Source organism: Legionella erythra, assembly GCF_001467615.1.
GTDB classification, from domain to species: domain Bacteria; phylum Pseudomonadota; class Gammaproteobacteria; order Legionellales; family Legionellaceae; genus Legionella_C; species Legionella_C erythra.
On record NZ_LNYA01000003.1, the window covers coordinates 275,751 to 301,855 of the forward strand.

Sequence of the window (26,105 nt, forward strand, 5' to 3'; positions counted from 1 at the left end):
TCGTTATTATTGAATAATGGTCATCAGCTCGACTCGGTTATCTCTTCAAGCGCACTCGCCGCCCAACGTTCAATTTGCTTGCGGAATTTTGCCCTCGAAGGCAGGAGTCGAATATTATTAAAAAGTTTGTCTAACGTCTCTGGCGCAGTAGCGCCGGAGTCAATGATCAACTGACCAAAGATGGCCGGATCACTGGTCCCTTCGCCAAATTTTTCTTCAACGACCTGTGATCTGAATTTAAAACTGCGATAAATATTCTGGGCACTGGTCTTATAGCCGGTATCATTGGTAATTGCACAAAAAAGCACATGACATAAACTGTTTAATTCTGTCTGCGACAATTCCGGCAGGTAAATCAGGGTACCGCCGCCATAACCGCCCACACCCACGGATTCAATAAAAAAGCATTGGGCGCAAAAACAACAGGCTGTCACCAGGTTGGATAGACGATTGTTGGTGTAATCATTATCCAGATTCACAACTTCCTGGAATAGTCTCGCCTGAAACCCACAAAATTGGCAAGTATAACGATCGCGTTGAAAAACCTTTTGTTCGAAAGCACGAAAACGCTCATCCGCTTTTCTGGCTGAATACAAGCGCCAGGCTCCAGCACTCGCTAGTAATTTAAGCTTGCTTTGTTCTTGATTCATAACCATCAATCTTGCCTGTTTGCTTTTCATTATAAATCAGGAAGCACTGGGCTTCCTGATTTAACCGCGATAAAACTGTTTGCCTGAATTAGCCGCCACTGCTGGTGAACACAGTACCAGTAGGACCTGCTGTCGTACCGCCAGAGCCACCGAACATAGTCACACCGGCCACGCCCAGAATAGTAGGCAGGAAGAGAAGTGCTGCGGCAATAAACACCAGGGCAATCGGCGTACCAATTGGGATTTGGGTTGGGTTATCTTTGTGCTGCTTGAATTTCATAATAGCACCAACAGAAAAGCCCAAACCAGCCAGGTAAGAACCGGCGGTAATTAATTTCGCCAGTTGACCGAATGAGCCATAGATGGTTGATGCCATGCCGCCAATGGACTGGCTTGCTGCCGCCGCGGCATCTGTGACTATGCCTAGGCACAAAAACACGGCCGCCATCACAGCGTAATTCATGTAACTGTTTCTTTTCGCTGGGGTATTCACTTTCATCTCTCCTGTTTAAACACACTTAAAATTATGAACCATAAATCGTTGCATTAATGACATTAACCGTTCCCACAATATTAATTGCGAGGATCCCGCCAAAAACATGCATTAATCCCTTGCCCGTTCCACCAGGCGGTTGCCCTTGCGAAGCCGAGCGTGCAATCAGCACCCAACCCCGTATAAAGGCCGCAAGGCCAATGGTTTGAATGATGATTCTCAAAGCCCAGGCGACGGGGCTGCCGCTGCCAAACAGTGCATTGGTGCTTTGATTGCCACTGGCATTGGCATAAGCCAGAATATTGGTATTTCCAAACGTGGTCATGAGCATCACGTCCATGGCCGTCGGGAAATAAATGAATACCGCCGCGACAATTAAATAAACCACAGGCTCCTTGACGCTGGTATTGGACGACATCATCGTTCTGGCTTCACCATACACCTTTAAACTATATATGGCCTTAAAGGCAAAGGACAAGCCTATCAGATAAGCTGCACCGGTTAATAGTCTCTGAACAGGAGCAAGATTAGAGGCGATATTGTTTAGGATATCGGCCTGGCTTGTAATCCAGTTCGTAATTGATTGGTTAGCCATATTCGTCTCAACTGTCTTGCTGGCTAAATCGAATGATCTGACCAGTACTCATAACAACGCGTCCCTGGGTCGCATCAATCAGCTTTACCGTTCCATACCCTGCTATAACAGAACCCTCTCTTACCGTAAGTGTAGACCCATTTGTGGCAATTAACCACGCCCGGCCTGGAATAACGGCCTGAATATAATAGACCGGACGCGGGGTTACTTTTCGCACCATCCGCGGGGCAGGTTTCGGTTTGGTTCGAACCGTTAAAACCGCAATTTGCTGTGATTGTTGCTCAACTTTGGCCGCCAGTAAAGTGACGGACTGACTTAAGGCCGCGATTTTATTGCTTAAATCATTCACATTACTTGAAAGGCCGTTTAACTGGTTATTGATGGTTGTGATTTCCGAGCGCACGCCCTGCTGCGCCAATTCCAGTGCGGATAATTTCTGGTTAACCTCATCAGACACTCCAGCAGGTTGCGCCTGAGTCGGAACCGGTGTCAGAGTAGATGGCGTGGGTTGCGTGACCACCGGCGTCGCAGGCGTTGGCGTTACAGGCGTTGTCAACGTTGGAGTTGGTGTTACAGGTTCCGGTTTTTTGGAAAACATAGCCCCCATGAATTTATAAATAATCATGGCCGTCACAATCAAAGCAATCACAATCAACGCGTTTTTTCGGACATCTTTTTTAGGAGCCCGCTGCTCGCCTTCAGCGCGCATGGCCTCTAAATCATCGTCAGCGCCATCCGGATTGACCACATCCAAATCAGCAAACTGATACTCATCGTTGTTTTGATTATTATCAACCATTTCTTACCTTCTCTTCACGTTAAAGGGAGGTTAAATCCTGAGTAAATAATATACCCAACCCTGTTCCAGAAAATACTTCAACCGTTGTTGGACGGTTAAATTGCTGCTGCGCAACCTGCCCCCATTGTTTACCCAGGGTAGCCAGACCTATGACGGCATTCTCCAGAGCCGAACGCCCCACACCATTCTGAATCGTAATATTATCACCGCCTCCGGTGCCGCCAATGGTTACCGTGGTATTGGCTGATTGGAACGCATTTCCAAACCCTTCCAGAAAGGAGGACGCGAACAATGAACCGTAGCGCAGCAGGTAATGATGATTGGTGCGACTCGATAAGGCCGTACGCGCCGTATTGGGGTCAATGGCAAAAGCACTGATTGACGTGGTTTTCGCCGCCCCAGGCACAGACATGGTGTTAAAACTAATGACCATCTTGTCGGAATTGCTGGGGAGATTAAAACTGCCAATGAGCTTCGCCCCTTTAAAACGGCCCGATACGATGGTTGCAAGAATGGGTCCGGGTTCATCACTGTTCACCGAAGTATCCAGTACAGCGAACAGAATATCGCCGGTCTTGATTAATGCTTTTGGTGCCGGGCCTGTTGCTGTCGTCGCCTGAGGAATGGCAGAAGCACCCGCCTGATTCGGACCAAAGCCAGCCAAACCGGCCTGTGCCGCTTCTTTCTTATCTTCCTCTTCGCCGCCAGTATAAACCTGCACCCCGATTTTTTGCCAGGTCTGTAAAGACTGGTTAGCCACAGACAGCATTTCCGACGTGCGTTGCTGAATTTGCTGTTGATAGCGTTGATCGGCTAATTGCTGGTTTTGCTTTTTAAGAATAGCCTGTAGCTGCTGCGCATTGGCGGCTTCCACCGAGGCAGCTGTCTGGGGACGTCCCTGTCCTCCGGGAAGACCAACCATAGTGGATGGCAATCCTGGCTGGGTGATGCCCTCAAGCCCCGGAAGCTGAGCCCCGGTATCCGGTCCTGTTCCCAATTCAGACGCAGTGAAGCCCGCGTCTTTTAATTGATCATTGGTAAAACCCGCCCGCCTTAACTGGGCAGCGGTAAAACCGGCATCCCTTAACTCTTTGGCAGAAAATCCAGCTTTCATTAATTCTTCCGGGCTGAAACCGGCGTCTTTCAGCTCTTTCGCGCTGTATCCTGCCGCTTTTAGCTGAGCTGCTGTAAAGCCGGCATTTTTTAATTCCGCCGCACTAAATCCGGCATCACGCAATTGACTGGCGGTGAATCCGGCGTCTTTTAATTGTTGGGCGGTGAATCCCGCAGCGCGCAATTCTTTCGCGGAAAAACCAGCAGCCTTTAATTCAGCCGCAGTAAAGCCCGCATTTTTAAGCTCCGCCGCGGTATAGCCTGCCGCACGAAGTTCTGCCGCCGTATAACCAGCCGCTTTCATCGCAGCAGCACTGCATCCCAGCGTTTGTTTAATGGTAGTGGCCGACACCCCGGCAGCGCGTGCGGCCTGCAGGGAGGCCACGCTGCAATCGGCGGTGCGCCCTGCAGCGATGATTGCAGCAGGGTCAATGCCGGCTGCAGCCAATTGCTGGGGCGTAAATCCGGCAGCGAGCAACTCCTGAGGGGTAAAACCCGCATCTGAGAGGGCTTTGGCATCATAACCGGCAGCCTTTAAAGCGGCCGCACTACAGCCGTTTAATTCACGGATGCGTTTGGCAGAAACACCCGCCTCAAAAAGCTGACGCAGCTTGGTTGGATCACAACCGGCTGCCCGAATCGCTGCATCGGACGCAGCAGCGGCCTGTTTAATCTCTTGAGGGGTAAAACCGGCTGCCAGCAGTTCCTGGGGGGTAAATCCCGCATCCAGCAGGGATTTGGCATCATACCCGGCCGCTTTGAGCGCCGCCGCACTACAACCATTTAATTCCTTGATGCGTTTGGCAGAGACACCCTGATTAAATAAGGCTTTTAGTTTATCCGGATCACACCCGGCTGCCCGAATGGCATTGTCATCCAATGCATTCGCCGCACTGATTTGGGCCGGAGTAAACCCGGCATTGGCCAGATCATTGTCCGTGAACCCGGCTTCCTTGAGTGCTTTGGCACTGCAACCGGCATATTGCCTGATTAATTTGGCACTGACTCCAGCCAACCGTTCCTTGCGTAAGGCCTCCACATCGCAGCCTGCCTTCTTGACATCATCCGGTGTAATACCGGGGGGCAACTCCGATTCAGCGGCCATGATTTGGGCAGGGGTAAAGCCGGCTTTCGCCAAATCATCCGGGGTAAATCCAGCATTAAGCAAATCCCTGGCGCTGAAACCCGCCGCTTTTAATTCAGCGGCTGTAAAGCCAGCGTTTTTTAGCTCCGCTGCACTAAATCCAGCATTTCTTAATTCAGCCGCAGTGTAGCCTGCGGCTTTGAGCTGTGCAGCGCTGCAACCACTGATGCGGCGAATGGCCGCAGCACTGACGCCAGCCGCTCTTAATTTCTGTAAGGCTGCGACCTGACATCCGGCATTGCGAACATCCGCCTCGGTTATTCCTTCCGGCAAGCCACTGGCTCGGGCAATGTCATCATCAGAAAAGCCAGCGCCTTTCAATTCCCCATCGCTGAAACCAGCATCTTTCATTTCCTGAGCAGTAAAACCGGCATTGCGCAGCTCACAGGCATCAAATCCGCAGGCACGCAAGCGCGCCGCGCTGTAGCCGGCATCCTTCAACTGGCGGGCATTGTATCCGGCCGCCCGCAATTCTTTACAGGAACAGACCGGTTCAAGATCGCCAATCTGATACCCATTATCCTTTAATTGAGCGCAGGTACAGGCTCGTTTAAGATCAGTCATTGCTGCGCCCTGACTAACGACCTGCTGAACCGTTGCCTTGCTGCAATTGCTGTTTTTCAAATCCTGCAGCCATAAACTTTGTTGTGGGCCGCCCTCTTCTTCACGGGCCAAGGTAGAGAAACCGACACTGCCCTCTCCCTGCTGAGGACCAACGGATTGAACGCCCGCACCCAACTCTTGTGTACGGATGATGGTCGGAATGGCGCTGCCGCCGCTTTTAAGTGCAGTTTCAGCCTGGGTAACGTTTTGTATCTGCTGCAGCTTGGCGTATTGAGCCGTTGGGTCCAAAGCCCCCGGAATGGATTGAATGTTTCCTGGTGCACTGGTCACCGAAGACGTACCCAGCGGGCCGACGTCCGTTGACGACGTGAATTTGACGATGCCGATTACAACAGCAATCACCAAAAGCAGGGAGGTAAATATAATAATGACCCTGGATCGGGTGTTGGTAAACAGCGCTTTGAGATTTTCTTTTTTTCCTGCCATTGCTATAACCCTTCTACCTTGAGTTGCATGACTTTCCCATGCCAGGACACTAATAATACAGGCGACTTCTGCATCTCGTAGGCGTGCATGCCGTCAGCGCTGGTCATGCTGCTTATCCACCCTGGGGATAAAATAGTCAAATTGGTACGCACAAACATTTTATCGCCTAACAACCAGGCTCTGGCATCTCCACCGCTTACGGTTAACCGCTGGCTTCCCTGAGGCGGAACGCCATCCAGTACATGCAGCAATACATCATTGGCGCTTGGGGGAATTCCCTCTTCAATCGGCGTGTTATTGGCATTGGGCCCATACCCCTGAACCCGTAAATCCACACGATAATCCACGGCTTTCTGCCCGGGGATTAATGTCAGCATGACGGGTGTGTTAAGGCCTTTTAAACGAACAGCCAAATTACCGTAGTTATAAAGCTTTTGTGCCTGAATCATCAGGGTGTTGCTGGTTTTATCCCATTGAATGTTAAACGCAGTCGGGTCACCCAGGTCATATGCACTGATAGGCCAGGGAGCGCCGGTGGAATCTAAAAAAACCAGGGAGGACACAAAGCCCTGCGACAGGCGGATCACTGGCGGAGTTGAACCCGGTGACAAATTCACAAACTGGGACGTCGCCGTGGGCTTTGGCGGTGTTCCCGCAGGGGATGCTTCGGCAAACTCCGACGCCTCATAAATCTGTTTCAAACGAACAATCTGTTCAGGCGTTAAGGGGAATAACTGCCGGGTCACGCCTTCAAACGCCTTGGTATCAATTAACTCTTTGTCGTTGGCGGTGATCGTAGGATCCTGGGGATTGTTTGATTGCGGCTGCGGCTGCGCCTGATTGGCCGCGGCTGCGGTCGTTGCCGCTGTCGGCGGCCTGTTGACAGCCTGCCCGCCTTCAGCCTGGCCGGCCTGATTACCGCCTTGATCAGTCTGAGACAAACGCTGTTGCAGTAATCGCAATTGTTGCAATGCCTGTTGAGCCGAATCAGTCTGATCGGCTGCATAGAGGGTAGCGGTCAAGGCATTCACTGCCAAGAGACCGGATAGACTGACCCATTGAAGTAAAACTTTTGTTTTTTCCATCAAGTTACTCCACCGCTGGCTTGTCCTACAACAAATTGCGCAATACCAATTCCACGAGGCGAATCAAGCGTTGAAATCCGCGTAATTAACATGGTGACTACATTGTTTTGCTGAAAAAACTCACTCGCACTCTGGTAGGTAACCAGAATCGGCATTTGTACACGCCAGGAAAAACGACCGCTTAATACCCCTTTTTGCAAAATAATCGGGGCACGGGTCGCTACAGCGGAAACAATTAATTTTTTTGCTTTAACCTGATCGAGAATATTGGAGTCCTGCAAAGCCTGGAGGAATTGCTGCCAACCATCGCTTGTAAAAAAGCCTGATGTGGACTCGAGCTCATCCCGGTAATTGACAAAGTTGTAGGTGAATGCCGCGATAGCCGCCTGGTTGGCCCATTGTAAAACAGCAGAATCGGATTGGTTAGGCTCATTCAAGGCAGTCAGCGGGGTAATACGGCCATTAATGCTGGTTGCAAAATATTTAGGCTCTGGCGGATGCGTAATAATATAAGCCAGCATGGAGCCAATGATAAAAATGATAGCCACAGCGACCAGCAGGGCAAACATTAATTTCTGCTGACCATCTCGCGCAAACCTCTCCTGAAAGCGGACCTCTTTTAACTCTTGTTGAGCCATATTTTCCTCATCTTATTCCGGTATCACTTTAACGGGCGGTGCGTTAACAGGATCCGGCGGCAATAATGCAGCGGATGAATCATTTGGGGCATCCCGCGGTGACAACAGGATAGGCGGCGTTACCCCATTTGACGCATAATATTCTCGTTCGGGCTGATTAAAGTAGGCGTAGTAAATCCCGCTGATTAAAGCCAGATTGATTACCAAAGAACCAATCACCAGCGTACAGGCCCGTCTATAGCTTGAGACGTAAAATGATTTGGAATTTTTTATTGACAGCCAAGTCTCTCGACTCATTTTATCCTCATTAAACCATTATTTTCTTTGATCTACTTATTTTTCAGCAACATGATGGCTTATTTTCCCGAAGGAATGCAACTATAGGTTTATCATTGAGCCCTGCTTGCTGTAAAGCGAAATCCGACAATCCTCCCCATTTTCTTTAACTGCTCAAAGGGCTAACCACAAATTGGGATATACCAATACCACGCGGTGAGTTTAAGGTGGATACGCGGGTAACCAGCATGCTCACCATATTGGCTTGTTGGGTATATTCAGTCACGCTCTGGTAGGTTACCAGAATAGGAATCTGCACGCGCCAGGTAAAACGATCATTTACAAGTCCTTTACGTAAAATGGTTGGCGGACTTATCGCTGCAGCAGAAACAATCAATTTTTTAGCCTGCACGGCATCCAGGTTATTGGATTCTTCCAATGCCTGCAAAAACAAACGCCAGCCATCAGCGGTAAAAAAGCCGGAAGAAGCCTGTAACTCCTCGCGGTAATTAACAAAATTGTAGCTAAAAGCCGCAACAGCAGCCTGGCCTGCCCAGGCGAGCATGGCATCATCGGACTGATTGGGTTGATTTAAAGGAAAAAGAGGCATGACACGGCCGTTTAAACTGGTTGGGAAATAACGCGGTGCCGGTGGGTTATTTACAATCCAGATCAACAGGAAGGCCAGCAGAATATTAATCGTAAACGAAACCAAAAGAATACCCATGACCTTCCGGTGGCCTTTACGGTAATATTCATTGCGAACATGAACGGCCATTAACGCATCTTGTGGCATCTTATCCTCTATACAATTGCATCTCTGAATGTAATTTCAATTCTGGAATTGGGTGATTTGTCTCCACCCTGATAAAATGAGACCACGGGTTTGTCGCTTCCTGCCCCTTCGGTGAAAATAAAGCGGCTGTCGATGCCCTGAGACCAGAGGTAATTGGCCACAACCCGGGCTCTCGCGAGCGTCAGCGCCTGTTCACGTCGGGACGATACATACTGACTGCTGTAGCTGGTTACATTCACACCAACTTTTCTGAATTGTTTCAAAAATAACACCACCTGATTCAACAAGGCATAGGATTCCCAGCGAATACGAGGTGACTGATCGGCAAAAAGTGCCCCTGAGGGGATACTGATTAAATAATCCGAGCCAATGGTTATGACCTTAACGCCGCGTTTATTAAAGTTTTTTTGCATGGTTATCACGGCATAATCGGATGTCCCGGCTACTTTTTTTGGTAGTCGGTAGGTTTCTTCTTCGAGGGGCTGATATTGTCCGCCGCGCTGGCAGCTGGATAATAGCAGCGCAACCAGCAAAGCTGTCTGCCCGGATAAAAAGGCTTTTGAGGTTACACGCCAAAATCTCACTATAGCCCTCTTTTGATGTATGGATTGATTGAATCTTATCAAATAAAAACATACAAATCATTGCGTTACAAGCACTTCCTGAAAAAACACCGTGAGGAGGGAGTTTATGAACAAATTTAAAGCGTTATGGGTGGTATTTTGATAGCAACAGCCAGTATGCTGATGGCCATAATTATTCTTCTGGCTCTTTATTGTTTGCTTTTTCACGTTCGCTGACAATTTTTTCCGCGAGCGAAAGAGCCATTTCCGTAAGAATTTGAGCGGACACTTCATCCCGTTCGGCTGGCGGATAACTGGTTGCCATCTGGAAGTCTTTGATTAATTCATTGGCCACTGTGCCTGAATATTTATCCTTCGCGCCGCTCACTCGTTCAATAATGGATAAGTAGTTTCGCGTCTCATTAATGGGCAATAGCGGTTGTGAAAATTGCTCGACATCCTGCACCAGAAGTGGCAGGGCATTGGGACTGCGGCGTAATTTGCTGAAAATGGTAAGAACCCCATCCTCTTCTTCTTCAATGAGTTCTTCCACGGGTTCCGGCTCATTATAACCATGGAATGCCAGCAAGGCACTGACGCCCCGCTCAATGGGTTCGACCACATTGGATTCCCGCAGCGCTTTGGTGATAAGAGAAATCTCTTCATTTTCCACTTCTTTTTTAATGCTTAAATCACCACTGTCCAATACACGTTGGAAACTGGACAATTGTTTTTGCAATTTAGCCAGGTAATCATCCGGTGGCGGCTCCACCTTCAGAAACTGATTCAGTTTCAGTTGTTTAACCGGTTTGGGATTGGCATAAAACATACGGGCACGCACAATTTTGGATTTGAAAAAGATGTGGGCCTCACCTTCGGTTTGCTCTTTTAGATCCAGCAGGTCAATCCGGGCACGTTTCTCATAGGATGAACTCTTGGTATCCATGTAGCTATTGGAGAAACTGGTATCTTTGGTTTGGAAAGAATCCACTTTGGTCACGTAAGCCTCGCCGGCTGTTTTGGTAAAGAAATCCCAGGTTTCGGTTGGATCTTCAAGTTTCATGCAAATTTTGATGTTGGTGTTTGCACCGATGGACGCCGCTTCTTCTTTGGATGCTTTCTGAAAAGCAGGCAAATCCTGCCCGGCAAAGATAGCTGAGAAGCCTAGGGAACGCGCCTGAGCCGGGACCACTGCGAACCCCTGCACGGCATAATAGCCGTACTCATCAAGGATACACATATAAGGTGTCGGGGCATTGGTGGGTTTACGCTCGATGACATCGCGGTAATCCCCTTCTACTTCTTCCCCTAAACCAGCAGCCATCATGGCTTTGAGGGAGGAAACAATGACTTTACCCAGGTTTGCCAATTCATCCGGCGATTTTTCAAGTGCAGGCAATAGCACCACCAGAATACGGCGGTTTAAAACCACATCCTTAAAATCGACTTCCGCGAGATTGGTACGGATAATATGACCATAGGTATCGGCCAGGGAAGAAAATACTCGCACCAACTGCATGGTAATAAAACCGTGCTGTTCCAAAACCTGCGACACCTGCTTGCCTTTTTTCTCTTTATTGTAACCTGGCAGGTTAAACAGGTAGTTACGTAATGGATCGGTGACCAGTTTTGGCACGGACTCGATATTCACGCTTTCCTGTTCATCACGAGGAAAAACCTTGTCGATCACAATCGCTTCAAGACGGGTTAAATCAAAATAGTTACGGATGGTATTGGCATCAAGCAAAATAGCGCCTTCATCGCGCATATAAACCAAGAGTTTCATCAAGGCTTCCACGAAACTGATCGCACGGCCTTTCCACATGTCCCCATCGGATGATTGTCCGGAGGAGCCCATGAGGCTGACAACCAACTGGGTTAACATGCTGGATGAACCCTGGCAAAAAGGATTTAGGGTATTGGAGAGCCGTTTTTCCTGCGGGCCGACGATGTCGCGCGCACCCGTCATGAAATTGATTAACAATAAATCATCTTCACGCCCCATGCTGCGGACCATGGAAAATACTTTGGCGTAGAGCGAGTTATCACCTTTACCATCGACATAGATAAAGCCGCTGGCCTGCACCAGCGCATTGAAAGCCAAAGAAACCAGGGCTTCGGTTTTACCGCTACCGGTGGATCCGAAAATCAGGGCGTGGGTACGTAAATCTTCGTTGGCAAACCACAATTCCTCGTTGGTTTTCCGGTCGTTGCCAAAAAACGCAATGCCACGGGCAATGTTTGGGGTTTTAATGCCGGGTTTTAAATCATTGTAATCTTTTACGCGTGCGATTTTAGGCAGCCGAAAAGGCAACATTTGCTTTCGGGTATAGCTGTAGAGGAAGCTGATGCCGCCTAAAATCAGAATAAGACTCGCCGCCTGGGAAAGATAATAGCCGACAGCTGCCAAAGAAATGAGCACAATGGAGATATTACTGGGATCAGCAAAAAAATCCGCTATCCGCTGCCCCATGGTCCGCGTATCCCGGAGCAGTTGCGAAGGGTCTATTTCATGTCGTGTATCAATACCGCGCATCATGGCTTTAATTCCTGCAATTCTTTCGGCGACAGCTTGACTTCCTTCACCGCAACTTCAAGCGCTTTAATCGCTTCATCTATCATTGGGACCAGTGAGCGTCGGCCCATTGCCTGTTCGGCGCGCCAATGCGCAAACGGACCTGCGACTTCGGAGAAAGGTGTTTGTCGGCCTACACAATTAAGCATATACCATAATCGCCGATCAATGGGCTTTAACCATAAAAATTCCGAGCTCGGTACCACACCGTCTTCCCGGGCTTCCTGCAGTAAGGACGCCATGACCGTGAGAAGATAGGCATGCTTGGCCAATACTTCCTGGACCAGTTCTGAATTCAGGTATTTTTTAATCACCGGCTTGGCAATGGAAAAGTCTATCTTGCCTTCCGAGCAGCCTTTATCGATGCCCTCAAGAATAGCGGCACCTGCACCCCTGTCACGATTCATGCGGGCCATGAACACCGCTGCCAACGCCATGGCATGCGGGGGACAACGATCAAACCCATCGAAATAAGGACCCAATTGCAGAGTAAAGACCCGTTTGGCATCTCCCCGTCGGATCCCGGCCGTCATTTCCTGACCGGGTATCGGATTATCCAATATGGCATCGTCTTTTTTTAACAACTGGTATTTGCGTGCAAACTCCATGGGTGTCAAGGCCATCGCCCAGGGTCCCTTGTTTAAATCCTGCGAAACCAAATCTTCCTTCACCACCGGCATAATGGCTGGCCAGTTATGCTGCTCCTGCGCCCGTAAAGATTTCATATCATGGGCACGGCGAAATTTAAGGGTGATGTTGGATTGGTAAAGAAAAATAGCCAAAAGCACCAGAATCACCACGACAGGGTAGCGGATATAATCGCCGACGCTGCCAGTCAATTCAAGAAAACGATTCCAGTCCACGGATGCCGGGTCAAGGGTCTGCATCAGATAAACATTATCCTGCAGGGTTTTGTCAGTAATAAAAAATGAAACCAGTTTCGCTTGCCAGATGTTGAGTTTAAAAACAAAGGCGACGATATACTGATGCCCCGTTGCCCAAATGATGTAGGCAGTAACAAAAAGCAGGATCATAATCCAGACCGGAGCCATGGAATTATCGCCGCTGCCGCCTTGTTGCTGTGCTTGCTGAGCCATTGAAGTCAGAAATAAAAATTACCTAGTCCAAGTATATACATACTTTAAGCCGGGTGCGACTATCTGTCTGATTCTGCTGCAGGATTTTTAACAAGCCGCCCTTTAAGGTAAGTATAGACGCCGGAAAAATGAACAAAACGGGTTATATTGTCAAGGTTGATGGCTTTGTCTTTGAGTGTAATCAATGGTCTACCCAATTTATCCTGCGGGGTCTTGTCAGGCGGCAGAATCAGCAAATCGCTTTGATTGATGAAAATCGCCACATACGCCTCGTTGATTTTTTTCTCTTTCGACTTAATCAGGTTCACGATATCCGCCTCCTCGGCATAAATAGGGCGTGAAATAATCTGGCGTTGTAAATTGGCGATAATCCTCTCCCAGGATTGTAAATTCTGACCCTCACTGGAATACAGGCTGACAAAGACCAATTGTTGGTCATTGTGCAGGTTGCGTTGCAGGGCATTGATGGCGGATCTCACTTTCTCTTCCGGGTTTAAACCCACCTGCCGAATGAAATTATCACGGATCTCACGCAAATTTTTGCCGACGACCCTTAAAAAATTAGAATCCTCCCATGGACCATTCTCAATCGCTTCATTGAGGGTCTTGATAAGGATATCGATCTGTTCCTGAACGTCATCGTCTCTCATACGGCAAGGCTAGCAAGGTGCTTTTTCTTATTAGGAAGAGTATTGGAAAGTATAACAGCATTCACTGGGATTAGTCAGTGAATGCTGTAAAAGATTGGAATCAGGGATTAAAGCGTAAGTCTGACGAACTGGATTCTTCTTGCCCATGCCCCAGTTGATCCTGATTTTCAAGCGCTTTAAGATTGTTGGCTGCCGTAAGGAAAGCGCCACTCATCATGTCAGCGCGCTTTAAAGCCTCGATATTACTGGGGTTTGGACGCATGGCGATAATCTTTTCTAAAGGGCCTTTAATTTTTTCTGCATCATTGAAACCCTCGTGACAGTACCCGGCTATTTCCATAGGGCTGACTGTTTTATGGGTCGACGCCTGCGGCTTAGGAGTAGAAAACAGCCCCAAAGTGGACGTGCGACTATTATTTTCGTTTGCCATGTTGTCACTCCTAAAACTTGATGCTTACAGATTAACAGATTTGCCCTTAAGGGAATCTTAACAACGATACAATTTTAAATTTTTTTTCTGGATGTCGTCCATCCTAGTCATACATCAACTCATCCAAAGGCGTGTAGTCGCGGCTGGGACCTCCCTGAATGAGTTCATTCACGACGTCTGTCATACACAATAACCTTAGGGCATTGGGGGTCACTTCGTCAAATGTTACGCGAATACCCAGCAACGCATTTTCTGCCTCGTCAAATGTCGCGCCCAAACCATAACCGAGACACAGCGAACAAAGCTGATCGGCACGGCGGGCAATGGCAGGCAACAAACCCGTGTCGGCAAAGACTTCTTCAAAGCTGACAAAACGATCATTTAAATAGAATTTGGCATTCATGCCGGCGGCAATTAATGCCATGCTTTTACGAATATCAGTTTCCATTTATCGCCACCATGGTTGGGAGGATTTAACCCGGCCAGCCGCAAAATTCCTGAGCCAGCGTAAAAAAACGGGGACCGTGAAGCCGTAATGCTCAATCACACCAAAAAACACGGCGGATATCAACACCAAAACGGCTGTCCAGACACGAATATGCATCAGAAAAAGAAAGATGGGAAAGGCAGCGCGGGCATCAACAATAAAAAATCGGGCGCTTCTCGCCGAATCACGCCAATGAGAAGTAGGGGAAAAACCGCCAGCCATCGCACGACCTCATGATTATCAGGGATATATCAAGTATATCGCTCAGGTTTGATAATTCAAGAGAGGGACGTTGACTAGGAAAAAGGCGTCAGATCGTAATTATCTTTTTTTGTTAAACAATTCATGAAATCAGCCAGAGCCGGTGAATTGGCTTCTGCCTGAGCTTTAGCAGAAGAATCCGATTCAGGCGATACAGCCTTTTGAATCACGTCACTACTGTTCATACGGCTTAACATCTTTAGCGTGCTATTGATCATGCATAGCTCCTGCGGTAATTCTTACAGATAGACTAACTCTACAATATTAAGGTTTTATTAATTTTCCAACTGTTTTTTAAAAAAAATTGCAATAGGCTGAAATTTTCCCTGTCCATGGCCCCTGCTTAAACAAATGATGCAAAGCCTTACAATTACTTAACAATGGCAACGCCCTATTTGGGTTATTATAATTGAATTGAATTTGAACATTTTTATCACGTATCATGAATATTATTCAGAAGAAAGAGCTTCTGAGGCTATGGAAGCAGAAAATTGCCAGCGCCCCTACCCGCCGACTAGAAATAAAAAGCGAATTGCTCGAGCTTGCAACCCTTAAGACAAATGATGACATCGACAAAAAATACGCCGCCTTTTTAAGGCGGCGACGGCTCTTGTTAAGCGAAAACCACGGGCAGGGATTTACCTGGGTACCTCACTTACAATGGCTGTGGGGCTTGTTTTCTTTCTTTTTCCCCGCCACGTGGCAACCTTTCCCAGGGTCTAAAATACGACAGGTATTAGAGGAAGAGCTCACACTCCCTTCATTCGACGTGCTGGGTGAGCACGCGCTTGTTTCCCAATCGCCTAAAGCTGAAGCCCTCACCAGCCAATGCGACTTTGAAAAAGCGCTGCTGAATAATCCCCGCATTGCGCTGAATGACCTTAATCATGCGCTGGATCAATTATCCGAAGCCACCAGTCAAGAGGCATTGCCCTCTTTGTTTGAACGCCTGGCTATGCTTAAAAAATACGTCGATCCGCTCGTTTATTATCGACTGCTTGAAAAACTTTATCAGCATCAGCCTTTAAGCACCCTGCGTTACTTCTATACTCTTTATCAGAGCGACGGCAAGGAGATGCCAGATGGACATGACTTCGTTGAGCAGCATCTTTGGGTAAAAACGGTATTGGATAAGTTTGTAAAAAACAGCGAAACAGCCGTATATAACGTCCAGATTTTACTGATTTTCTTAAGCGCCGTTCCTCCGGCAGTAATACCAAAAGATCTTTTACCCCATTTATTTTTAAGTAAAAAAGAACAACCCATTGATTTTTTTAAGGAGTTATTTGAATTATGGGCCGATAAGCCAGAAAACACCCTCAGTATATTAACCACGGTGTATGGCAATCATCGCAGCAATCTTCAGGCACAAATTAGAGACCGGCTGGATACGACCACCCTGCAAAGCCGTCGTTTAAACAGCCAATTTTCAGTGACTAAAGGCGATGGGACATCGTACATCAAAATGCTTGAGGACATTCACGAGTATATTAAGCCTGTCCAGCATCCGCTTTTAAAACATTTAGCCCGGCAGGCTGCTGAACAATTGCTGGCGATTTATTACCAAACCGAAAATGTGGAAAAAGACGCTATCTGGCATGATCGGCATGAAGGCGCGGAAACATTCAGATTAATCGGTAAGATACTGGAAAAACCTTGTATTGTTCCTTCTAATTATAAAACTTACCTCAATGGCCTTGATCCCTTAAGTCATGCCATGGATATGATTCCGGCGAGCTCCTACGATTTTAAACATGCCGAGCGCTGTGCTATAGAAATTATATCGGGCGCTATCCTAAGCACGGAAATGGCCATGATCAATGCACGCTACATTAGACAACATTATGGCCAGGTTAAAAACCCAAGCCCCTTTATAATCAGCTGGATATTAAACCGGGTTAAACCATTTAACCCCGATGCGATTACCGGTTTAACCTATATCTTGCGTGACGTGGCGATCTATGGCCCTGAGGATTTGCCCTCTCATGAACTAACCGATTTCCCTTATAAACCCGCTGAGCTTGAAAAACTGATTAAAGAGCAATTAACAACGCTTGCTTTAGCATCGGAGAAACGCCAGGCCAATGAGGAAAACCAAGCTTCTGCGGCGTTGTTAAACCTGCTTATTCAGTTAATCAACCACCCGAATGTTGATCCTGAAATGCTCAATAAAGCGCAAAACATCCTGGCTGAATTTAAAGTCTACCTGACCCAAACCCTGGAAACTGTCCTCAGCAATCACATTCGACAAAGGCAAAAAGAATTGTGCCAATGGGAAAAGAGCACGCTGGGCGCTTTTGAGATCGGTGACGAAGAATGGGATCTGGAGCAAGTGAGCAAGCTTAAATCAGATGCGATCGTGGCCGGGTATGAAAATCAATTTTTAAAGGAATACCGTGAATCACAAAAGGCAATCAACGTCTTTGCTTTCGTGTTGGAAAACATCAATAAGAAGGACATTCATGCTTTACGCCATGCTCATGCTGTTCTTGAAGACCTTCAGGTTTATCTAACTGACAATCAATACCAGGAATGGGAAAAACAGATAGTCAAACTCATCCATGACTGCCCACGCGGGGCGACATTGCAGCCGCTCAATAAAAACCGCCAGCATCTGTTGTTTGGGAGCCCGGCTAAAATTTCCACCTTATCGCCCGACAAGCAGCCTGAGGTAAAGTATGAGAATAAGCTCTAACACCTTGCTCAAACGTCCCGAGTGTAATAAAGTGTCCAGCATGTTGCCTCGCCATGCTGGTTAATGAGAAGCGTATTCATCGTTTTTATTGTCTTGGTGTTTGTTGCTAGCGCATGCATTTTCCAACAGCACGCTTCTTTCCTGTTAAGCCAGATTAAAAATCTGGGATGGCTTGGGCCCTTATTCTTCCTTCTGATTTATTGTCTTGCGACCATTCTTTTTTTACCGACCATGGTACTTACTTTAGCTGGCGGCGCCCTGTTTGGCCCCGTCATGGGTACCTGTTTAAATCTAACGGGCGCCACTTTGGGCGCCGGTTGCGCTTTCTGCATCAGCCGCTATATTGCCAATGACTGGTTTACTCATAAAAAAGGCATTCGACAGAACAAACTCATGCAGGGTGTTGAAAAGCGGGGCTGGCAATTTGTCGCCGTGCTGCGGCTAGTTCCCATTGTTCCTTTTAATCTGGTCAATTATGGCCTGGGCATGACTCGAATCCGATTGAGTCATTATTTATTGACGACGCTGGTATTCCTTGCGCCGGGAGAAATTATTTATACTTATTGCGGTCATGCGGGAATGGATGCGCTGATTAATGCCCACTCCATGTACAGCTACGCCTGGCCTCTGTTTTCCCTCATTGCCTGCCTGGCGGCGGGCCTGGTTATCAAGCTTAAGTGGCGGGGGCAACAGCACACAGGCAATAAACAAACCTATAAGTCGCTGCCCGTGTCAGGCGAATAAGCCGCCACAACCTGCCTTGGCGGCATCCTTATTCTCTACCGTCCAATCAATATGAAAATAGCCGCCGCCAGTGCAATCACACCTACAATAAATGACGGAATGAGCACGCCGGGAACAATGGCAATGATGGCTACGATAATTAAATAAACAGCAAGGAGGATAAAGCCTATGTTGTTAATCAGTCGCATAATAGAGTCCTTTATAATGAGCGGATCGGCAATGACAACGTTTTAGATTAACCCGTTCGCGCGGGCTTGCCAATATCAAAAACTATACTAACCCGCGTCTAGCGGCCTGTACCAGTTTTCTTCGAAATAAATCATTTCTTTCATAAACGAAGAACAGAAAGCCCATGCCACCTGCAATCAGTACAGAAGTAAGTGGTTTTCTTTTACTCGAACCATCAAATCATCGGTGTTTTACTTAATTGTCTCTTAAGGCTCTTGGGGTAAGATGATTCTATTGTCATCCCAAAGAAGCGCATCATGTTTTCCATAGTTGATTTTGAAGCGATTTGTTTCGACACCGATAATGCACAGCAACCCACAGCTACTGAGAATATAAGTCATTACCAGCGCGGGTTAAACTATGCAAAAACAACCCGCCTGCACAACACCGTGCTTGGGCTGTATGAAGGACATGTCAATGCCATAACGTCTTCGGGCCACCATCCTGATTTTATCGCTGGCTGCCTGGCCGGAGCACGTGGAAAAAATGTACGCTTTGTCCAGACTACCTTTTCAGGCAATCCTGCCCGTATCGGCGTTAACCATTATACGCTTGAAGGCAGCAACGAACCCATACTCATTTCTTATCCCCTGTCTCCCTCTGCCCGCAAAAGTGAACAAGTCCAGTATTTAAAGAGCATCGCTCAAATACCGGATGAAAAGATCACTTTTTTGCCTAAACCAAGCCTCATCATCAGCAGTCAGACACCGCAACGAAAAATGGTATTTCCCCAGGAAGGCGGAACGGCACTTGCCCTTCATACCATTACAGGCCTGCCGGTTATCAAAATGCATCGTGACAGCAAGGCCCGAGATTTTGAAAAACCAGTATTGGAACGAATCGCCAATGACAGCACGGTCTATATAACGGGGCATAGCAGCCTTCAGTCAGAAACCTTGGGCGGCCTTTATCGGAATCTCCATGCTGTCGAGAAAAAATCATGGACACTGCAAAACTATCGGGATCTCATCCTTAGTCAGTCGCAGTTGCAGGAAAACGATACCTTAACGATTGTTCTCTGGGCCTGTGAAGCCGGAGGCGGCGGTATAAACAGTGTTGCAGCCAAATTAGCCCTCCTTTTCCAGGAGAAAGGTATCAATACCCGCATTATCGCCTCGACCGTGGAGATGCTCCGCTTTGATGGCAAACCTGAAAAAAATGAAACCCTGGTGAAAATGGGCGCCATAGCATTTAATCCGAATGATCAGTATAACCCCGAAGGGCGATTACGTTTTCGAACAGCCAAGCCTGGTACAGTTCGTATTTTCAGCTGCAACCGCAATGGCCTGTTTGAATCAAAGAACAAGGGGGATATTTTTTTCACGCCGGAAGGTATAACAGGCATCGATTTAACCAAAACGATAACGCACCAATGCAGAGCTACTCTCGAAATCACGCAATCACCTTATTTCCGCAAAGAGCTAACCAAGCGAGAGGATGCGGAAACTGTTTTACACCAAATGTTCAAAAAAAACCCATCAACATCACCTTGTCTATTGCGTCCTTCCTCTCACCAAATGACGGGTTATTTCACGTTTGCTGTTTCCTATCTCAATAAAGAAAATAAACAATGTGAGCACATGCTCTATCGTATTGATAACAAGGGGCAGTTATTCAATACAGAATTGCCTAATGAAGTGGGTAAGCTCATTCCATTAAACGGCTTAACACCGCTAGCGCAAATCATGCAGATAAACAGCGCATTATTCCCGGGAATAACTCATACGGGTAAACAGGAAGTAAACGAAGGCACGGCAATCACTGAGAATGAGGAAGCATTGCCATTGCCATTGCCATTGCCATTGCCATTGCAATCGCCATCGCCAGTATCACTCCCCAAAACAACTTACGACGACACGACACCTTTGCATAAAAAAATACAGCTCGCTGTTCAACAAGCTTCATCCCATTATCAAACCTATCATACAATCTGGCTGCACGACCGGGGCTTTAAGAGCGGATGGTTCAGCTTCTTTCGTCATGGACAAAAGGGAAGGGACAATGCCTTTCAATTATCAACTGCCGACGTTTGGCAAAAAGGCAGCGCGAAGGAGATGGTGAATTTTCTGCGCGAAACAACTCATTTACGGTTTCATCACCACTCGTTTGGCAGTTACCTGTTTGATGAGCTGAAGACAGTCGTGGAAAAATTGGATCCCAATCGCTCGGTGGACAATTGGGATGACTTACTGGACGAACTTCCCGTGCTTGCCATGAACCCTTAAATGAGGCAGCTGCGGCTTAAGAGGGGTAGATCTTAAGCCAGTCAAGCCGTACATCCTCCGCCAGTTTTTCCTTTAAAACAGCAAGCAGGGGATGACTCCCATAAGGGGTGTTGTCCAACTGTTGAACGGGTTGAATACCCTGCAATGCATTGCAGACAAACAATGCATCCGCCTCATAAAGCTGCTTTTGCGTCAAGGGTAATTCCTCACAGGCTATTCCCCAATCGCAGGCCTTAGTCAAAATCCGCTGACGAATAATCCCCGCCAGTAAACCACAAGTTAACGGCGGTGTATACAAACGGTTTTGGGTGATCATGAACAGGTTGGCAATTGTGGTTTCCGTCGCCTGCCCCTGTGTATTAAAAAAGAGCACATCATCGACCCCAAGGCTTGCTGCCTGACGGCGGGCCATGATGGCCTCCAGGTAATTAACCGATTTGATTCCGTACACGGGGTTTTTGCTGTCCCGCTGCCAGGTGGAGGATGCCAGCTTCAACGGTGCGGGCGCCGGGGAATAATGAAACGCCGTGATTAGCAATTGTGGATCACGTCCTGGACTTAAAAGCCCTCTCGCCGAGCGTCCGCCGCTTAGCAGAGCCTTGATGCCATTGACTGGTTCTTTCGCGCTCTGCAGGCATTGCTGAAGCCGTTGAAGCCAATCGGCGTAAGGGAGCGCAATGGTCATGTGAAGAAGCGTGGCGGAATGCAGTAATCGCTGCCAATGCAAATCAGGATAACAGGGCTTTCCGTCAATCACCTGCAGGGTTTCAAAAAGCCCCTCGCCGAGATAGATCCTGTCGTCCGCTGCAAACGGGGTTGGAGCCGTCTTATCCGAAATAAACGACACGTTCAGTAATCAAGAAAATCGTCGAGCTCTTCACGCAGACGCTTTTCTTCCAGCATATTTTCCAGACGACGACGGGCATCGAGCGTACCATCTACAGCCGCTACCGTATCAACATCAATGTCGATATCGTCCCCGTCATTGACAAACGATTCCTCTTCAATGATGTCTTCTTCTTCGTCTTCAAATAATTCAGTCATAATTAACCCTCAGCTAAAAATTTGAATAAAGAACCCAACAAAATTTTTCAGCTGTATAACTTATTTTTTTAAATTTGCCTAGAGTATTTGCGAAAATTTTTCATGTTCGGCCATCACGGCTTTTCAGGAAAATATTGAGTCCTGGCGCTATCTGGGCAATAATAAAATAAGGAAACAACGAAGTGTAGGTTATGGCTCACCCTTTAAAAACTGCATTGCGCCAGACTTTACGTGGTTTACGCTCGAGGCTCTCGCTCGATTATCAACAAAACGCCTCCCTTAAGGTATGTGAACGAATTAAAACACTGCAACAATACCGTCAGGCCAAGCGCATTGCGCTTTATCAGGCGACGCAGGGTGAAATTGATTTAAGTGCCATTTGGCGTTCCGCGCCCATGCACGGCAAATATTGTTATTTTCCCAGCCTGAATGACGACAAAACCCTGTCTTTTTTACCCGCAACCCCATCGACTCCTTTTGTGACCAATCGTTTTGGCATTAAAGAGCCGGATATTGCGCGCAGTGAAGCGATATCACCCCATGATCTGGATATCATTTTTCTTCCGCTTGTCGCCTTCGACACCGAGGGGGCCAGGCTTGGCATGGGAGCTGGGTATTATGACAGAACCTTAGCCCGTACCATTTCCCCCTTGCTGCTTGGCGTAGCCTACGAATTCCAGCGGCAAGCATACCTCTTTCCAGAGGAATGGGATATCCGTCTGCATGCCACCATTACTCAAAAACACATTTACTGGAGTATTTAATGCCTAACTACTGGCTAATGAAATCGGAACCATCCTGTTTCAGTATTGATGATTTAAAAAACGCCCCCAACCAAACCACGCATTGGGATGGCGTACGCAACTACCAGGCGCGTAACTTCATGCGCGACCAGATGCAGATTGGCGATCAGGTGTTTTTCTATCACTCCAATTGCAACCCGCCCGGCATAGCCGGCATTGCCGAAGTCACCAGCACGGCGTATCCCGACCATACAGCCTTTGATCCCTTAAGCGAACACCCCGATGACAAAAGCACACCGGATAATCCCCGCTGGTTTATGGTGGATATCCGCTTTAAAGAAAAATTTAAACACCTCATCGCTCTGGATACGTTAAAGCAATACCCAGCGCTTTCCAGCATGCCCCTGTTACGGAAAGGCAACCGCCTGTCTGTCCTGCCCGTGAGTCCTCTCGAGTGGGATTTTATCAACGAGACGCTTCGGGATTAACCGATGGCGTCTTCGCCAACTTCGCCGGTGCGTACACGCACCACCTGCTCCAGGTTGTACACAAAAATTTTGCCATCGCCAATCTTGCCGGTATAAGCGGCTTTGCAGATGGCATCAATGGCAGGCTCCACCATGTTGTCCGGCAGAGCCAGTTCAATTTTAATTTTTGGCAGAAAATCCACCACATACTCCGCCCCGCGATACAGTTCGGTATGCCCTTTCTGACGCCCAAAACCGCGCGTTTCAGAGATAGTGATGCCGGGTACCCCAATTTCCATCAAGGCTTCATGCACATCATCCAGTTTGAATGGCTTGATAATCGCGGTTAGCATTTTCATGACAACATCCCCTACTCAACGTGTTAATAATACATGACTGCAAGGTCTAATTTTTGTTAGACTGCACCCAAAGAACAACCCTCGCCGGGAGATTAACATGTTTGATCCAAAACAATTCGATGAGTTAGCTCAAAAACTTTTTTCTACCCTGCCTGTCAGTCTACAGAATTTTGAAAAAGAGATTCAACAAAAATTCAGAGAGGTTTTACAGGCTGCTTTTGCCCGCATGGATTTGGTTACCCGCGAAGAATTTGATGTCCAAACCAAAGTACTGGCCAGAACGCGTGAAAAACTCGACGCATTAAACGAGCAGGTGGAGGCGCTGATGGCAAAAAATCAAACGCACTGATACCTGTTGTGTACAGGGCCTTGGAAGAACTCTGCACCACAAAAAAAATTTAGTCCAATCACATCAAGGAAAACAATGAGTCTCGCGTTAACCTATACCCGCAGCGCGCAGGGTATTCATGCACGGGCAGTCCATGTTGAAGTGCACTTGTCCAATGGCTTACCGCAATTTACTATTGTCGGTCTTGCTGAAACTGCGGTTAAGGAAAGCAAGGATCGCGTACGCAGCGCCATCATTAACAGCCAATTTGAATTCCCCTGCCGTAAAATCACGGTGAATCTTGCCCCGGCTGATTTACCCAAAACCGGCAGCGGCTTTGATTTGCCCATTGCCTTGGGCATTCTTGCTGCATCAGGGCAAATTCCCGCTGAACAACTGGCCGCCCATGAATTCATCAGCGAATTGGCGTTAAGCGGTGAATTACGTGGTCATGCCCCGATTATTCCCAGTGTGCTGGCTGCCCGCAATGAACAAAGGCGTTTAATTATTGCCGAAGCGAATGCACAGGAAGCCGCGCTCACCGGTTATGATCAGGTTTATATCGCTGGCAGCCTGAGACAGGTTTGCGATTATCTTTTAAACCAAACGCCGCTCGCAACACCGCCAATGCCCCCAACGCCTTTAGCTGTAAATCATGAATTAGACTGGTCGGATATCAAGGGGCAATATCACGCCAAACAAGCCATGATCATCGCGGCCTGTGGCGGCCATAGCCTTTTACTAAGCGGACCGCCGGGCAGTGGCAAAACCATGCTGGCGAAACGTTTCACCACGTTGCTGCCCCAACTGAGTGAAACCCAGGCCCTGGAATGCGCCGCCCTTCATTCCCTGCGCGGCAAAGTCCCGCCCTATGAACAATGGCGTATACCCCCTTTTCGCTCCCCCCATCATACGGCTTCGCCTGTAGCCCTGGTCGGAGGAGGGAATCCGCCTAAACCCGGTGAAATTTCACTGGCACATCACGGCATTCTTTTTCTTGATGAGTTACCCGAATTTCATAAACAGGTCCTGGAGACGTTGCGTCAACCGCTTGAAGCCGGTTCCATTTCTATTTCCCGCGCCGCCATGCAAACGGAGTTTCCGGCAGAATTCCAGTTAATTGCCGCCATGAATCCCTGCCCCTGCGGCCAATGGGGCAACCCCAAGGCCGATTGCCTGTGCACCCCGGATCGCATTAAACGCTACCTTGGCAAATTATCCGCACCGCTGCTGGATCGCATCGATATGCAGGTGAATTTGCAAGCGTTGACCCAACAGGATCTACTCAAGGCCAATTCAACCGAGGATGGAGAAAGTCAGCGCATTCAGATCCAGGTACAGGCATCACGCGCCTTGCAAATCAAAAGGCAAGGCCGGCTGAATGCACGGCTTGAAAGCAAAGCCTGTGAACAACTGTGCTATCTTGGTAACAACGAAACGGCATTTCTGTCGCAGGTTCTGGACAAACTGCGTCTATCCGCCCGTGCTTACCATCGCCTGTTAAAAGTATCCCGCACCATTGCCGATATGAAGGGTGAAGAACGGGTTACACAGCCAGCGCTGCAGCAAGCCCTGTCGTTTAAGCAACGTTTACAACTACCGCAGTAATTTTTTAATGGCGGCTGTTCACACTTGGCAGCGACCCGTTTCGATGCGCTGCCAGCATTTTAGGCCTGATGTTGAATCAGGGACTCGATGATCGCCATACGCATGAATACTCCGTTGTACACCTGCTCCAGAATCACGGATTGCGGTCCATCAGCGACCTCGCTTTCAATTTCCACACCCCGATTAATGGGTCCCGGGTGCATGACGATGGCATCCGGTTTAGCGAGGGCCAAACGTTCCTGAGTCAAGGTAAAAAAATGATGGTAAGTGGATAAATCCATGTGCTCTTTTTTACCCAGACGCTCACGCTGTACGCGAAGACACATCACCACATCCGCCCCATCAAGACCTTCACGCAGGTTCTCAGTCAAACGGCCATAATGCACTTCTTCCGGTTGCCAAATCTCCGGGGCAACCAGCATCAATTCGCCCACGCCCATGAGTTTGCAAATTGATTGCAAAGAATTGGCCACGCGCGAATGGCGCAGATTGCCTACTACTGCAATTTTTAATTGCTTAAGGTCTTTCTTTTTTTCAACAATGGTCATCAAATCCAGCATCGCCTGCGTCGGGTGTGCATGTTTGCCGTCGCCGGCATTGATGATATGCATCGGGCTACCCTGCAACTGCTTAGCCAGTGATTCCTGAAGGCCCTCCTCCGTGTGGCGGATAACAAACAGATTAATAGCCATGGCCGACAGTGTTTTAATCGTGTCCGCAATCGATTCACCCTTGCTGACGGATGAACTTTCCAAATCAAGATTAACCACGGTAATACCCAGGCGTCTGGCAGCCAGTTCAAAACTGATGCGTGTACGGGTACTGTTTTCATAAAAAAGATTAGCCAATGCATGCGAAGAATAGTCGGGGAATTGACCGCTGGTTTTAAACAGAAAGGCGCGTTGCAACAAGGCCTCAACATCCGCTTTTGAAAGCTGGTTTATATCTAAAAAATGATTCAT

Annotated in this window: 29 protein-coding genes; 7 read left to right on the plus strand and 22 right to left on the minus strand. The window is 48.0% G+C overall.

Annotated features, from left to right (window positions below):
• Positions 1-23: 23 nt before the first annotated feature.
• The 17 genes from icmJ to Lery_RS02455 all read right to left on the minus strand — a co-directional run bounded on the left by icmJ (position 24) and on the right by Lery_RS02455 (position 14,920).
• A complete protein-coding gene (icmJ, locus tag Lery_RS02375) occupies positions 24-656 on the minus strand; it encodes a type IVB secretion system protein IcmJDotN (protein WP_058525726.1) in 633 nt (210 codons plus the stop codon).
• An 82-nt stretch (positions 657-738) separates the two neighbouring features.
• On the minus strand, positions 739-1,113 hold the full coding sequence (locus tag Lery_RS02380) for a hypothetical protein (RefSeq protein ID WP_058525727.1): 375 nt from the start codon (positions 1,111-1,113) through the stop codon (positions 739-741).
• Between the two features lie 61 nt (positions 1,114-1,174).
• Complete coding sequence (locus tag Lery_RS02385) at positions 1,175-1,738, minus strand: hypothetical protein (protein WP_058525643.1); 564 nt, start codon at positions 1,736-1,738, stop codon at positions 1,175-1,177.
• A 7-nt stretch (positions 1,739-1,745) separates the two neighbouring features.
• Positions 1,746-2,537: a type IVB secretion system protein IcmG/DotF gene (icmG, locus tag Lery_RS02390; protein WP_058525644.1), complete on the minus strand. Its 792-nt coding sequence runs from the start codon at positions 2,535-2,537 to the stop codon at positions 1,746-1,748.
• A 19-nt stretch (positions 2,538-2,556) separates the two neighbouring features.
• On the minus strand, positions 2,557-5,844 hold the full coding sequence (gene dotG / locus Lery_RS02395) for a type IVB secretion system protein DotG/IcmE (RefSeq protein WP_058525645.1): 3,288 nt from the start codon (positions 5,842-5,844) through the stop codon (positions 2,557-2,559).
• Positions 5,845-5,846: 2 nt separating this feature from the next.
• A complete protein-coding gene (locus Lery_RS02400; protein WP_058525646.1) occupies positions 5,847-6,929 on the minus strand; it encodes a DotH/IcmK family type IV secretion protein in 1,083 nt (360 codons plus the stop codon).
• Positions 6,929-7,567 (minus strand): type IVB secretion system apparatus protein IcmL/DotI, encoded by a 639-nt coding sequence (locus Lery_RS02405; RefSeq protein ID WP_058525647.1) that lies wholly within the window; start codon positions 7,565-7,567, stop codon positions 6,929-6,931. Before Lery_RS02405 ends, Lery_RS02400 begins: the two co-directional genes overlap by 1 nt.
• 12 nt (positions 7,568-7,579) lie before the next feature.
• Positions 7,580-7,864 (minus strand): type IVB secretion system protein IcmM/DotJ, encoded by a 285-nt coding sequence (gene icmM / locus Lery_RS02410; protein ID WP_058525648.1) that lies wholly within the window; start codon positions 7,862-7,864, stop codon positions 7,580-7,582.
• A gap of 145 nt (positions 7,865-8,009) precedes the next feature.
• Positions 8,010-8,639, minus strand: a complete 630-nt coding sequence (locus tag Lery_RS02415) for a type IVB secretion system apparatus protein IcmL/DotI (protein WP_058525649.1) — start codon at positions 8,637-8,639, stop codon at positions 8,010-8,012.
• A gap of 8 nt (positions 8,640-8,647) precedes the next feature.
• Positions 8,648-9,223 carry a type IVB secretion system protein IcmN/DotK gene (gene icmN, locus Lery_RS02420; protein WP_058525650.1) on the minus strand — a complete coding sequence of 192 codons (576 nt, stop codon included), beginning with the start codon at positions 9,221-9,223 and terminating at the stop codon, positions 8,648-8,650.
• Positions 9,224-9,395: 172 nt separating this feature from the next.
• Positions 9,396-11,741 carry a TraM recognition domain-containing protein gene (locus tag Lery_RS02425; protein ID WP_058525651.1) on the minus strand — a complete coding sequence of 782 codons (2,346 nt, stop codon included), beginning with the start codon at positions 11,739-11,741 and terminating at the stop codon, positions 9,396-9,398.
• A complete protein-coding gene (icmP, locus tag Lery_RS02430) occupies positions 11,738-12,874 on the minus strand; it encodes a type IVB secretion system coupling complex protein DotM/IcmP (RefSeq protein WP_058525652.1) in 1,137 nt (378 codons plus the stop codon). The genes Lery_RS02425 and icmP overlap by 4 nt, the downstream gene beginning before the upstream one ends.
• 59 nt (positions 12,875-12,933) lie before the next feature.
• Positions 12,934-13,524, minus strand: coding sequence for a Dot/Icm secretion system protein IcmQ (gene icmQ / locus Lery_RS02435; RefSeq protein ID WP_058525653.1), 591 nt, complete (start codon positions 13,522-13,524; stop codon positions 12,934-12,936).
• Between the two features lie 100 nt (positions 13,525-13,624).
• A complete protein-coding gene (locus Lery_RS02440) occupies positions 13,625-13,954 on the minus strand; it encodes a hypothetical protein (protein WP_058525654.1) in 330 nt (109 codons plus the stop codon).
• A gap of 103 nt (positions 13,955-14,057) precedes the next feature.
• The gene (locus Lery_RS02445; protein ID WP_058525655.1) at positions 14,058-14,402 is read right to left on the minus strand and encodes a type IV secretion IcmS family protein; all 345 of its coding nucleotides are present in this window, start codon (positions 14,400-14,402) and stop codon (positions 14,058-14,060) included.
• A complete protein-coding gene (icmT, locus tag Lery_RS02450) occupies positions 14,403-14,663 on the minus strand; it encodes an IcmT/TraK family protein (protein WP_058525656.1) in 261 nt (86 codons plus the stop codon).
• A gap of 74 nt (positions 14,664-14,737) precedes the next feature.
• Positions 14,738-14,920, minus strand: coding sequence for a hypothetical protein (locus Lery_RS02455; RefSeq protein WP_058525657.1), 183 nt, complete (start codon positions 14,918-14,920; stop codon positions 14,738-14,740).
• Between the two features lie 224 nt (positions 14,921-15,144).
• Here Lery_RS02455 and Lery_RS02460 point away from each other — a divergent pair, with 224 nt between their 5' ends.
• A complete protein-coding gene (locus tag Lery_RS02460; RefSeq protein ID WP_058525658.1) occupies positions 15,145-17,397 on the plus strand; it encodes a hypothetical protein in 2,253 nt (750 codons plus the stop codon).
• 63 nt (positions 17,398-17,460) lie between these two features.
• On the plus strand, positions 17,461-18,141 hold the full coding sequence (locus Lery_RS02465; RefSeq protein ID WP_058525659.1) for a TVP38/TMEM64 family protein: 681 nt from the start codon (positions 17,461-17,463) through the stop codon (positions 18,139-18,141).
• 35 nt (positions 18,142-18,176) lie between these two features.
• On the opposite strand, the gene Lery_RS15465 is transcribed toward Lery_RS02465, so the two are convergent.
• Positions 18,177-18,329, minus strand: a complete 153-nt coding sequence (locus Lery_RS15465) for a hypothetical protein (RefSeq protein WP_165481468.1) — start codon at positions 18,327-18,329, stop codon at positions 18,177-18,179.
• A gap of 297 nt (positions 18,330-18,626) precedes the next feature.
• Here Lery_RS15465 and Lery_RS02470 point away from each other — a divergent pair, with 297 nt between their 5' ends.
• The gene (locus Lery_RS02470; protein ID WP_058525660.1) at positions 18,627-20,594 is read left to right on the plus strand and encodes a hypothetical protein; all 1,968 of its coding nucleotides are present in this window, start codon (positions 18,627-18,629) and stop codon (positions 20,592-20,594) included.
• Positions 20,595-20,610: 16 nt separating this feature from the next.
• Here the strand turns inward: Lery_RS02470 and Lery_RS02475 are convergent, their stop codons facing one another.
• Both Lery_RS02475 and Lery_RS02480 read right to left on the minus strand, forming a co-directional pair.
• On the minus strand, positions 20,611-21,441 hold the full coding sequence (locus Lery_RS02475; protein WP_237759126.1) for an aminotransferase class IV: 831 nt from the start codon (positions 21,439-21,441) through the stop codon (positions 20,611-20,613).
• Between the two features lie 2 nt (positions 21,442-21,443).
• Entirely contained in the window at positions 21,444-21,638 is a 195-nt protein-coding gene (locus Lery_RS02480) for a PA3496 family putative envelope integrity protein (protein ID WP_058525662.1), read from the minus strand.
• A 191-nt stretch (positions 21,639-21,829) separates the two neighbouring features.
• Here Lery_RS02480 and Lery_RS02485 point away from each other — a divergent pair, with 191 nt between their 5' ends.
• Both Lery_RS02485 and Lery_RS02490 read left to right on the plus strand, forming a co-directional pair.
• Positions 21,830-22,402, plus strand: coding sequence for a 5-formyltetrahydrofolate cyclo-ligase (locus Lery_RS02485; protein ID WP_058525663.1), 573 nt, complete (start codon positions 21,830-21,832; stop codon positions 22,400-22,402).
• Entirely contained in the window at positions 22,402-22,869 is a 468-nt protein-coding gene (locus Lery_RS02490) for an EVE domain-containing protein (protein WP_058525664.1), read from the plus strand. Before Lery_RS02485 ends, Lery_RS02490 begins: the two co-directional genes overlap by 1 nt.
• On the opposite strand, the gene Lery_RS02495 is transcribed toward Lery_RS02490, so the two are convergent.
• Positions 22,866-23,207: a P-II family nitrogen regulator gene (locus tag Lery_RS02495; RefSeq protein WP_058525665.1), complete on the minus strand. Its 342-nt coding sequence runs from the start codon at positions 23,205-23,207 to the stop codon at positions 22,866-22,868. The two genes, Lery_RS02490 and Lery_RS02495, sit on opposite strands and share 4 nt — an antisense overlap.
• 97 nt (positions 23,208-23,304) lie before the next feature.
• Here Lery_RS02495 and ubiK point away from each other — a divergent pair, with 97 nt between their 5' ends.
• Both ubiK and Lery_RS02505 read left to right on the plus strand, forming a co-directional pair.
• A complete protein-coding gene (gene ubiK, locus Lery_RS02500; protein WP_058525666.1) occupies positions 23,305-23,556 on the plus strand; it encodes a ubiquinone biosynthesis accessory factor UbiK in 252 nt (83 codons plus the stop codon).
• Between the two features lie 75 nt (positions 23,557-23,631).
• A complete protein-coding gene (locus Lery_RS02505; RefSeq protein ID WP_058525667.1) occupies positions 23,632-25,143 on the plus strand; it encodes a YifB family Mg chelatase-like AAA ATPase in 1,512 nt (503 codons plus the stop codon).
• A 59-nt stretch (positions 25,144-25,202) separates the two neighbouring features.
• Here the strand turns inward: Lery_RS02505 and Lery_RS02510 are convergent, their stop codons facing one another.
• Positions 25,203-26,105: an aspartate carbamoyltransferase catalytic subunit gene (locus Lery_RS02510; RefSeq protein ID WP_058525668.1), complete on the minus strand. Its 903-nt coding sequence runs from the start codon at positions 26,103-26,105 to the stop codon at positions 25,203-25,205.

What these genes read in the sequence shown, in the direction of transcription:
- icmJ (WP_058525726.1), bottom strand. Translation starts at nt 656, where the DNA reads ATGGTTATGAATCAAGAACAAAGCAAGCTTAAATTACTAGCGAGTGCT.
- Lery_RS02380 (WP_058525727.1), bottom strand. Translation starts at nt 1,113, where the DNA reads ATGAATTACGCTGTGATGGCGGCCGTGTTTTTGTGCCTAGGCATAGTC.
- Lery_RS02385 (WP_058525643.1), bottom strand. Translation starts at nt 1,738, where the DNA reads ATGGCTAACCAATCAATTACGAACTGGATTACAAGCCAGGCCGATATC.
- icmG (WP_058525644.1), bottom strand. Translation starts at nt 2,537, where the DNA reads ATGGTTGATAATAATCAAAACAACGATGAGTATCAGTTTGCTGATTTG.
- dotG (WP_058525645.1), bottom strand. Translation starts at nt 5,844, where the DNA reads ATGGCAGGAAAAAAAGAAAATCTCAAAGCGCTGTTTACCAACACCCGA.
- Lery_RS02400 (WP_058525646.1), bottom strand. Translation starts at nt 6,929, where the DNA reads ATGGAAAAAACAAAAGTTTTACTTCAATGGGTCAGTCTATCCGGTCTC.
- Lery_RS02405 (WP_058525647.1), bottom strand. Translation starts at nt 7,567, where the DNA reads ATGGCTCAACAAGAGTTAAAAGAGGTCCGCTTTCAGGAGAGGTTTGCG.
- icmM (WP_058525648.1), bottom strand. Translation starts at nt 7,864, where the DNA reads ATGAGTCGAGAGACTTGGCTGTCAATAAAAAATTCCAAATCATTTTAC.
- Lery_RS02415 (WP_058525649.1), bottom strand. Translation starts at nt 8,639, where the DNA reads ATGCCACAAGATGCGTTAATGGCCGTTCATGTTCGCAATGAATATTAC.
- Lery_RS02425 (WP_058525651.1), bottom strand. Translation starts at nt 11,741, where the DNA reads ATGATGCGCGGTATTGATACACGACATGAAATAGACCCTTCGCAACTG.
- icmP (WP_058525652.1), bottom strand. Translation starts at nt 12,874, where the DNA reads ATGGCTCAGCAAGCACAGCAACAAGGCGGCAGCGGCGATAATTCCATG.
- icmQ (WP_058525653.1), bottom strand. Translation starts at nt 13,524, where the DNA reads ATGAGAGACGATGACGTTCAGGAACAGATCGATATCCTTATCAAGACC.
- Lery_RS02440 (WP_058525654.1), bottom strand. Translation starts at nt 13,954, where the DNA reads ATGGCAAACGAAAATAATAGTCGCACGTCCACTTTGGGGCTGTTTTCT.
- Lery_RS02445 (WP_058525655.1), bottom strand. Translation starts at nt 14,402, where the DNA reads ATGGAAACTGATATTCGTAAAAGCATGGCATTAATTGCCGCCGGCATG.
- icmT (WP_058525656.1), bottom strand. Translation starts at nt 14,663, where the DNA reads ATGGCTGGCGGTTTTTCCCCTACTTCTCATTGGCGTGATTCGGCGAGA.
- Lery_RS02455 (WP_058525657.1), bottom strand. Translation starts at nt 14,920, where the DNA reads ATGATCAATAGCACGCTAAAGATGTTAAGCCGTATGAACAGTAGTGAC.
- Lery_RS02460 (WP_058525658.1), top strand. Translation starts at nt 15,145, where the DNA reads ATGAATATTATTCAGAAGAAAGAGCTTCTGAGGCTATGGAAGCAGAAA.
- Lery_RS02465 (WP_058525659.1), top strand. Translation starts at nt 17,461, where the DNA reads ATGAGAAGCGTATTCATCGTTTTTATTGTCTTGGTGTTTGTTGCTAGC.
- Lery_RS15465 (WP_165481468.1), bottom strand. Translation starts at nt 18,329, where the DNA reads ATGCGACTGATTAACAACATAGGCTTTATCCTCCTTGCTGTTTATTTA.
- Lery_RS02470 (WP_058525660.1), top strand. Translation starts at nt 18,627, where the DNA reads ATGTTTTCCATAGTTGATTTTGAAGCGATTTGTTTCGACACCGATAAT.
- Lery_RS02480 (WP_058525662.1), bottom strand. Translation starts at nt 21,638, where the DNA reads ATGACTGAATTATTTGAAGACGAAGAAGAAGACATCATTGAAGAGGAA.
- Lery_RS02485 (WP_058525663.1), top strand. Translation starts at nt 21,830, where the DNA reads ATGGCTCACCCTTTAAAAACTGCATTGCGCCAGACTTTACGTGGTTTA.
- Lery_RS02490 (WP_058525664.1), top strand. Translation starts at nt 22,402, where the DNA reads ATGCCTAACTACTGGCTAATGAAATCGGAACCATCCTGTTTCAGTATT.
- Lery_RS02495 (WP_058525665.1), bottom strand. Translation starts at nt 23,207, where the DNA reads ATGAAAATGCTAACCGCGATTATCAAGCCATTCAAACTGGATGATGTG.
- ubiK (WP_058525666.1), top strand. Translation starts at nt 23,305, where the DNA reads ATGTTTGATCCAAAACAATTCGATGAGTTAGCTCAAAAACTTTTTTCT.
- Lery_RS02505 (WP_058525667.1), top strand. Translation starts at nt 23,632, where the DNA reads ATGAGTCTCGCGTTAACCTATACCCGCAGCGCGCAGGGTATTCATGCA.
- Lery_RS02510 (WP_058525668.1), bottom strand. Translation starts at nt 26,105, where the DNA reads ATGAATCATTTTTTAGATATAAACCAGCTTTCAAAAGCGGATGTTGAG.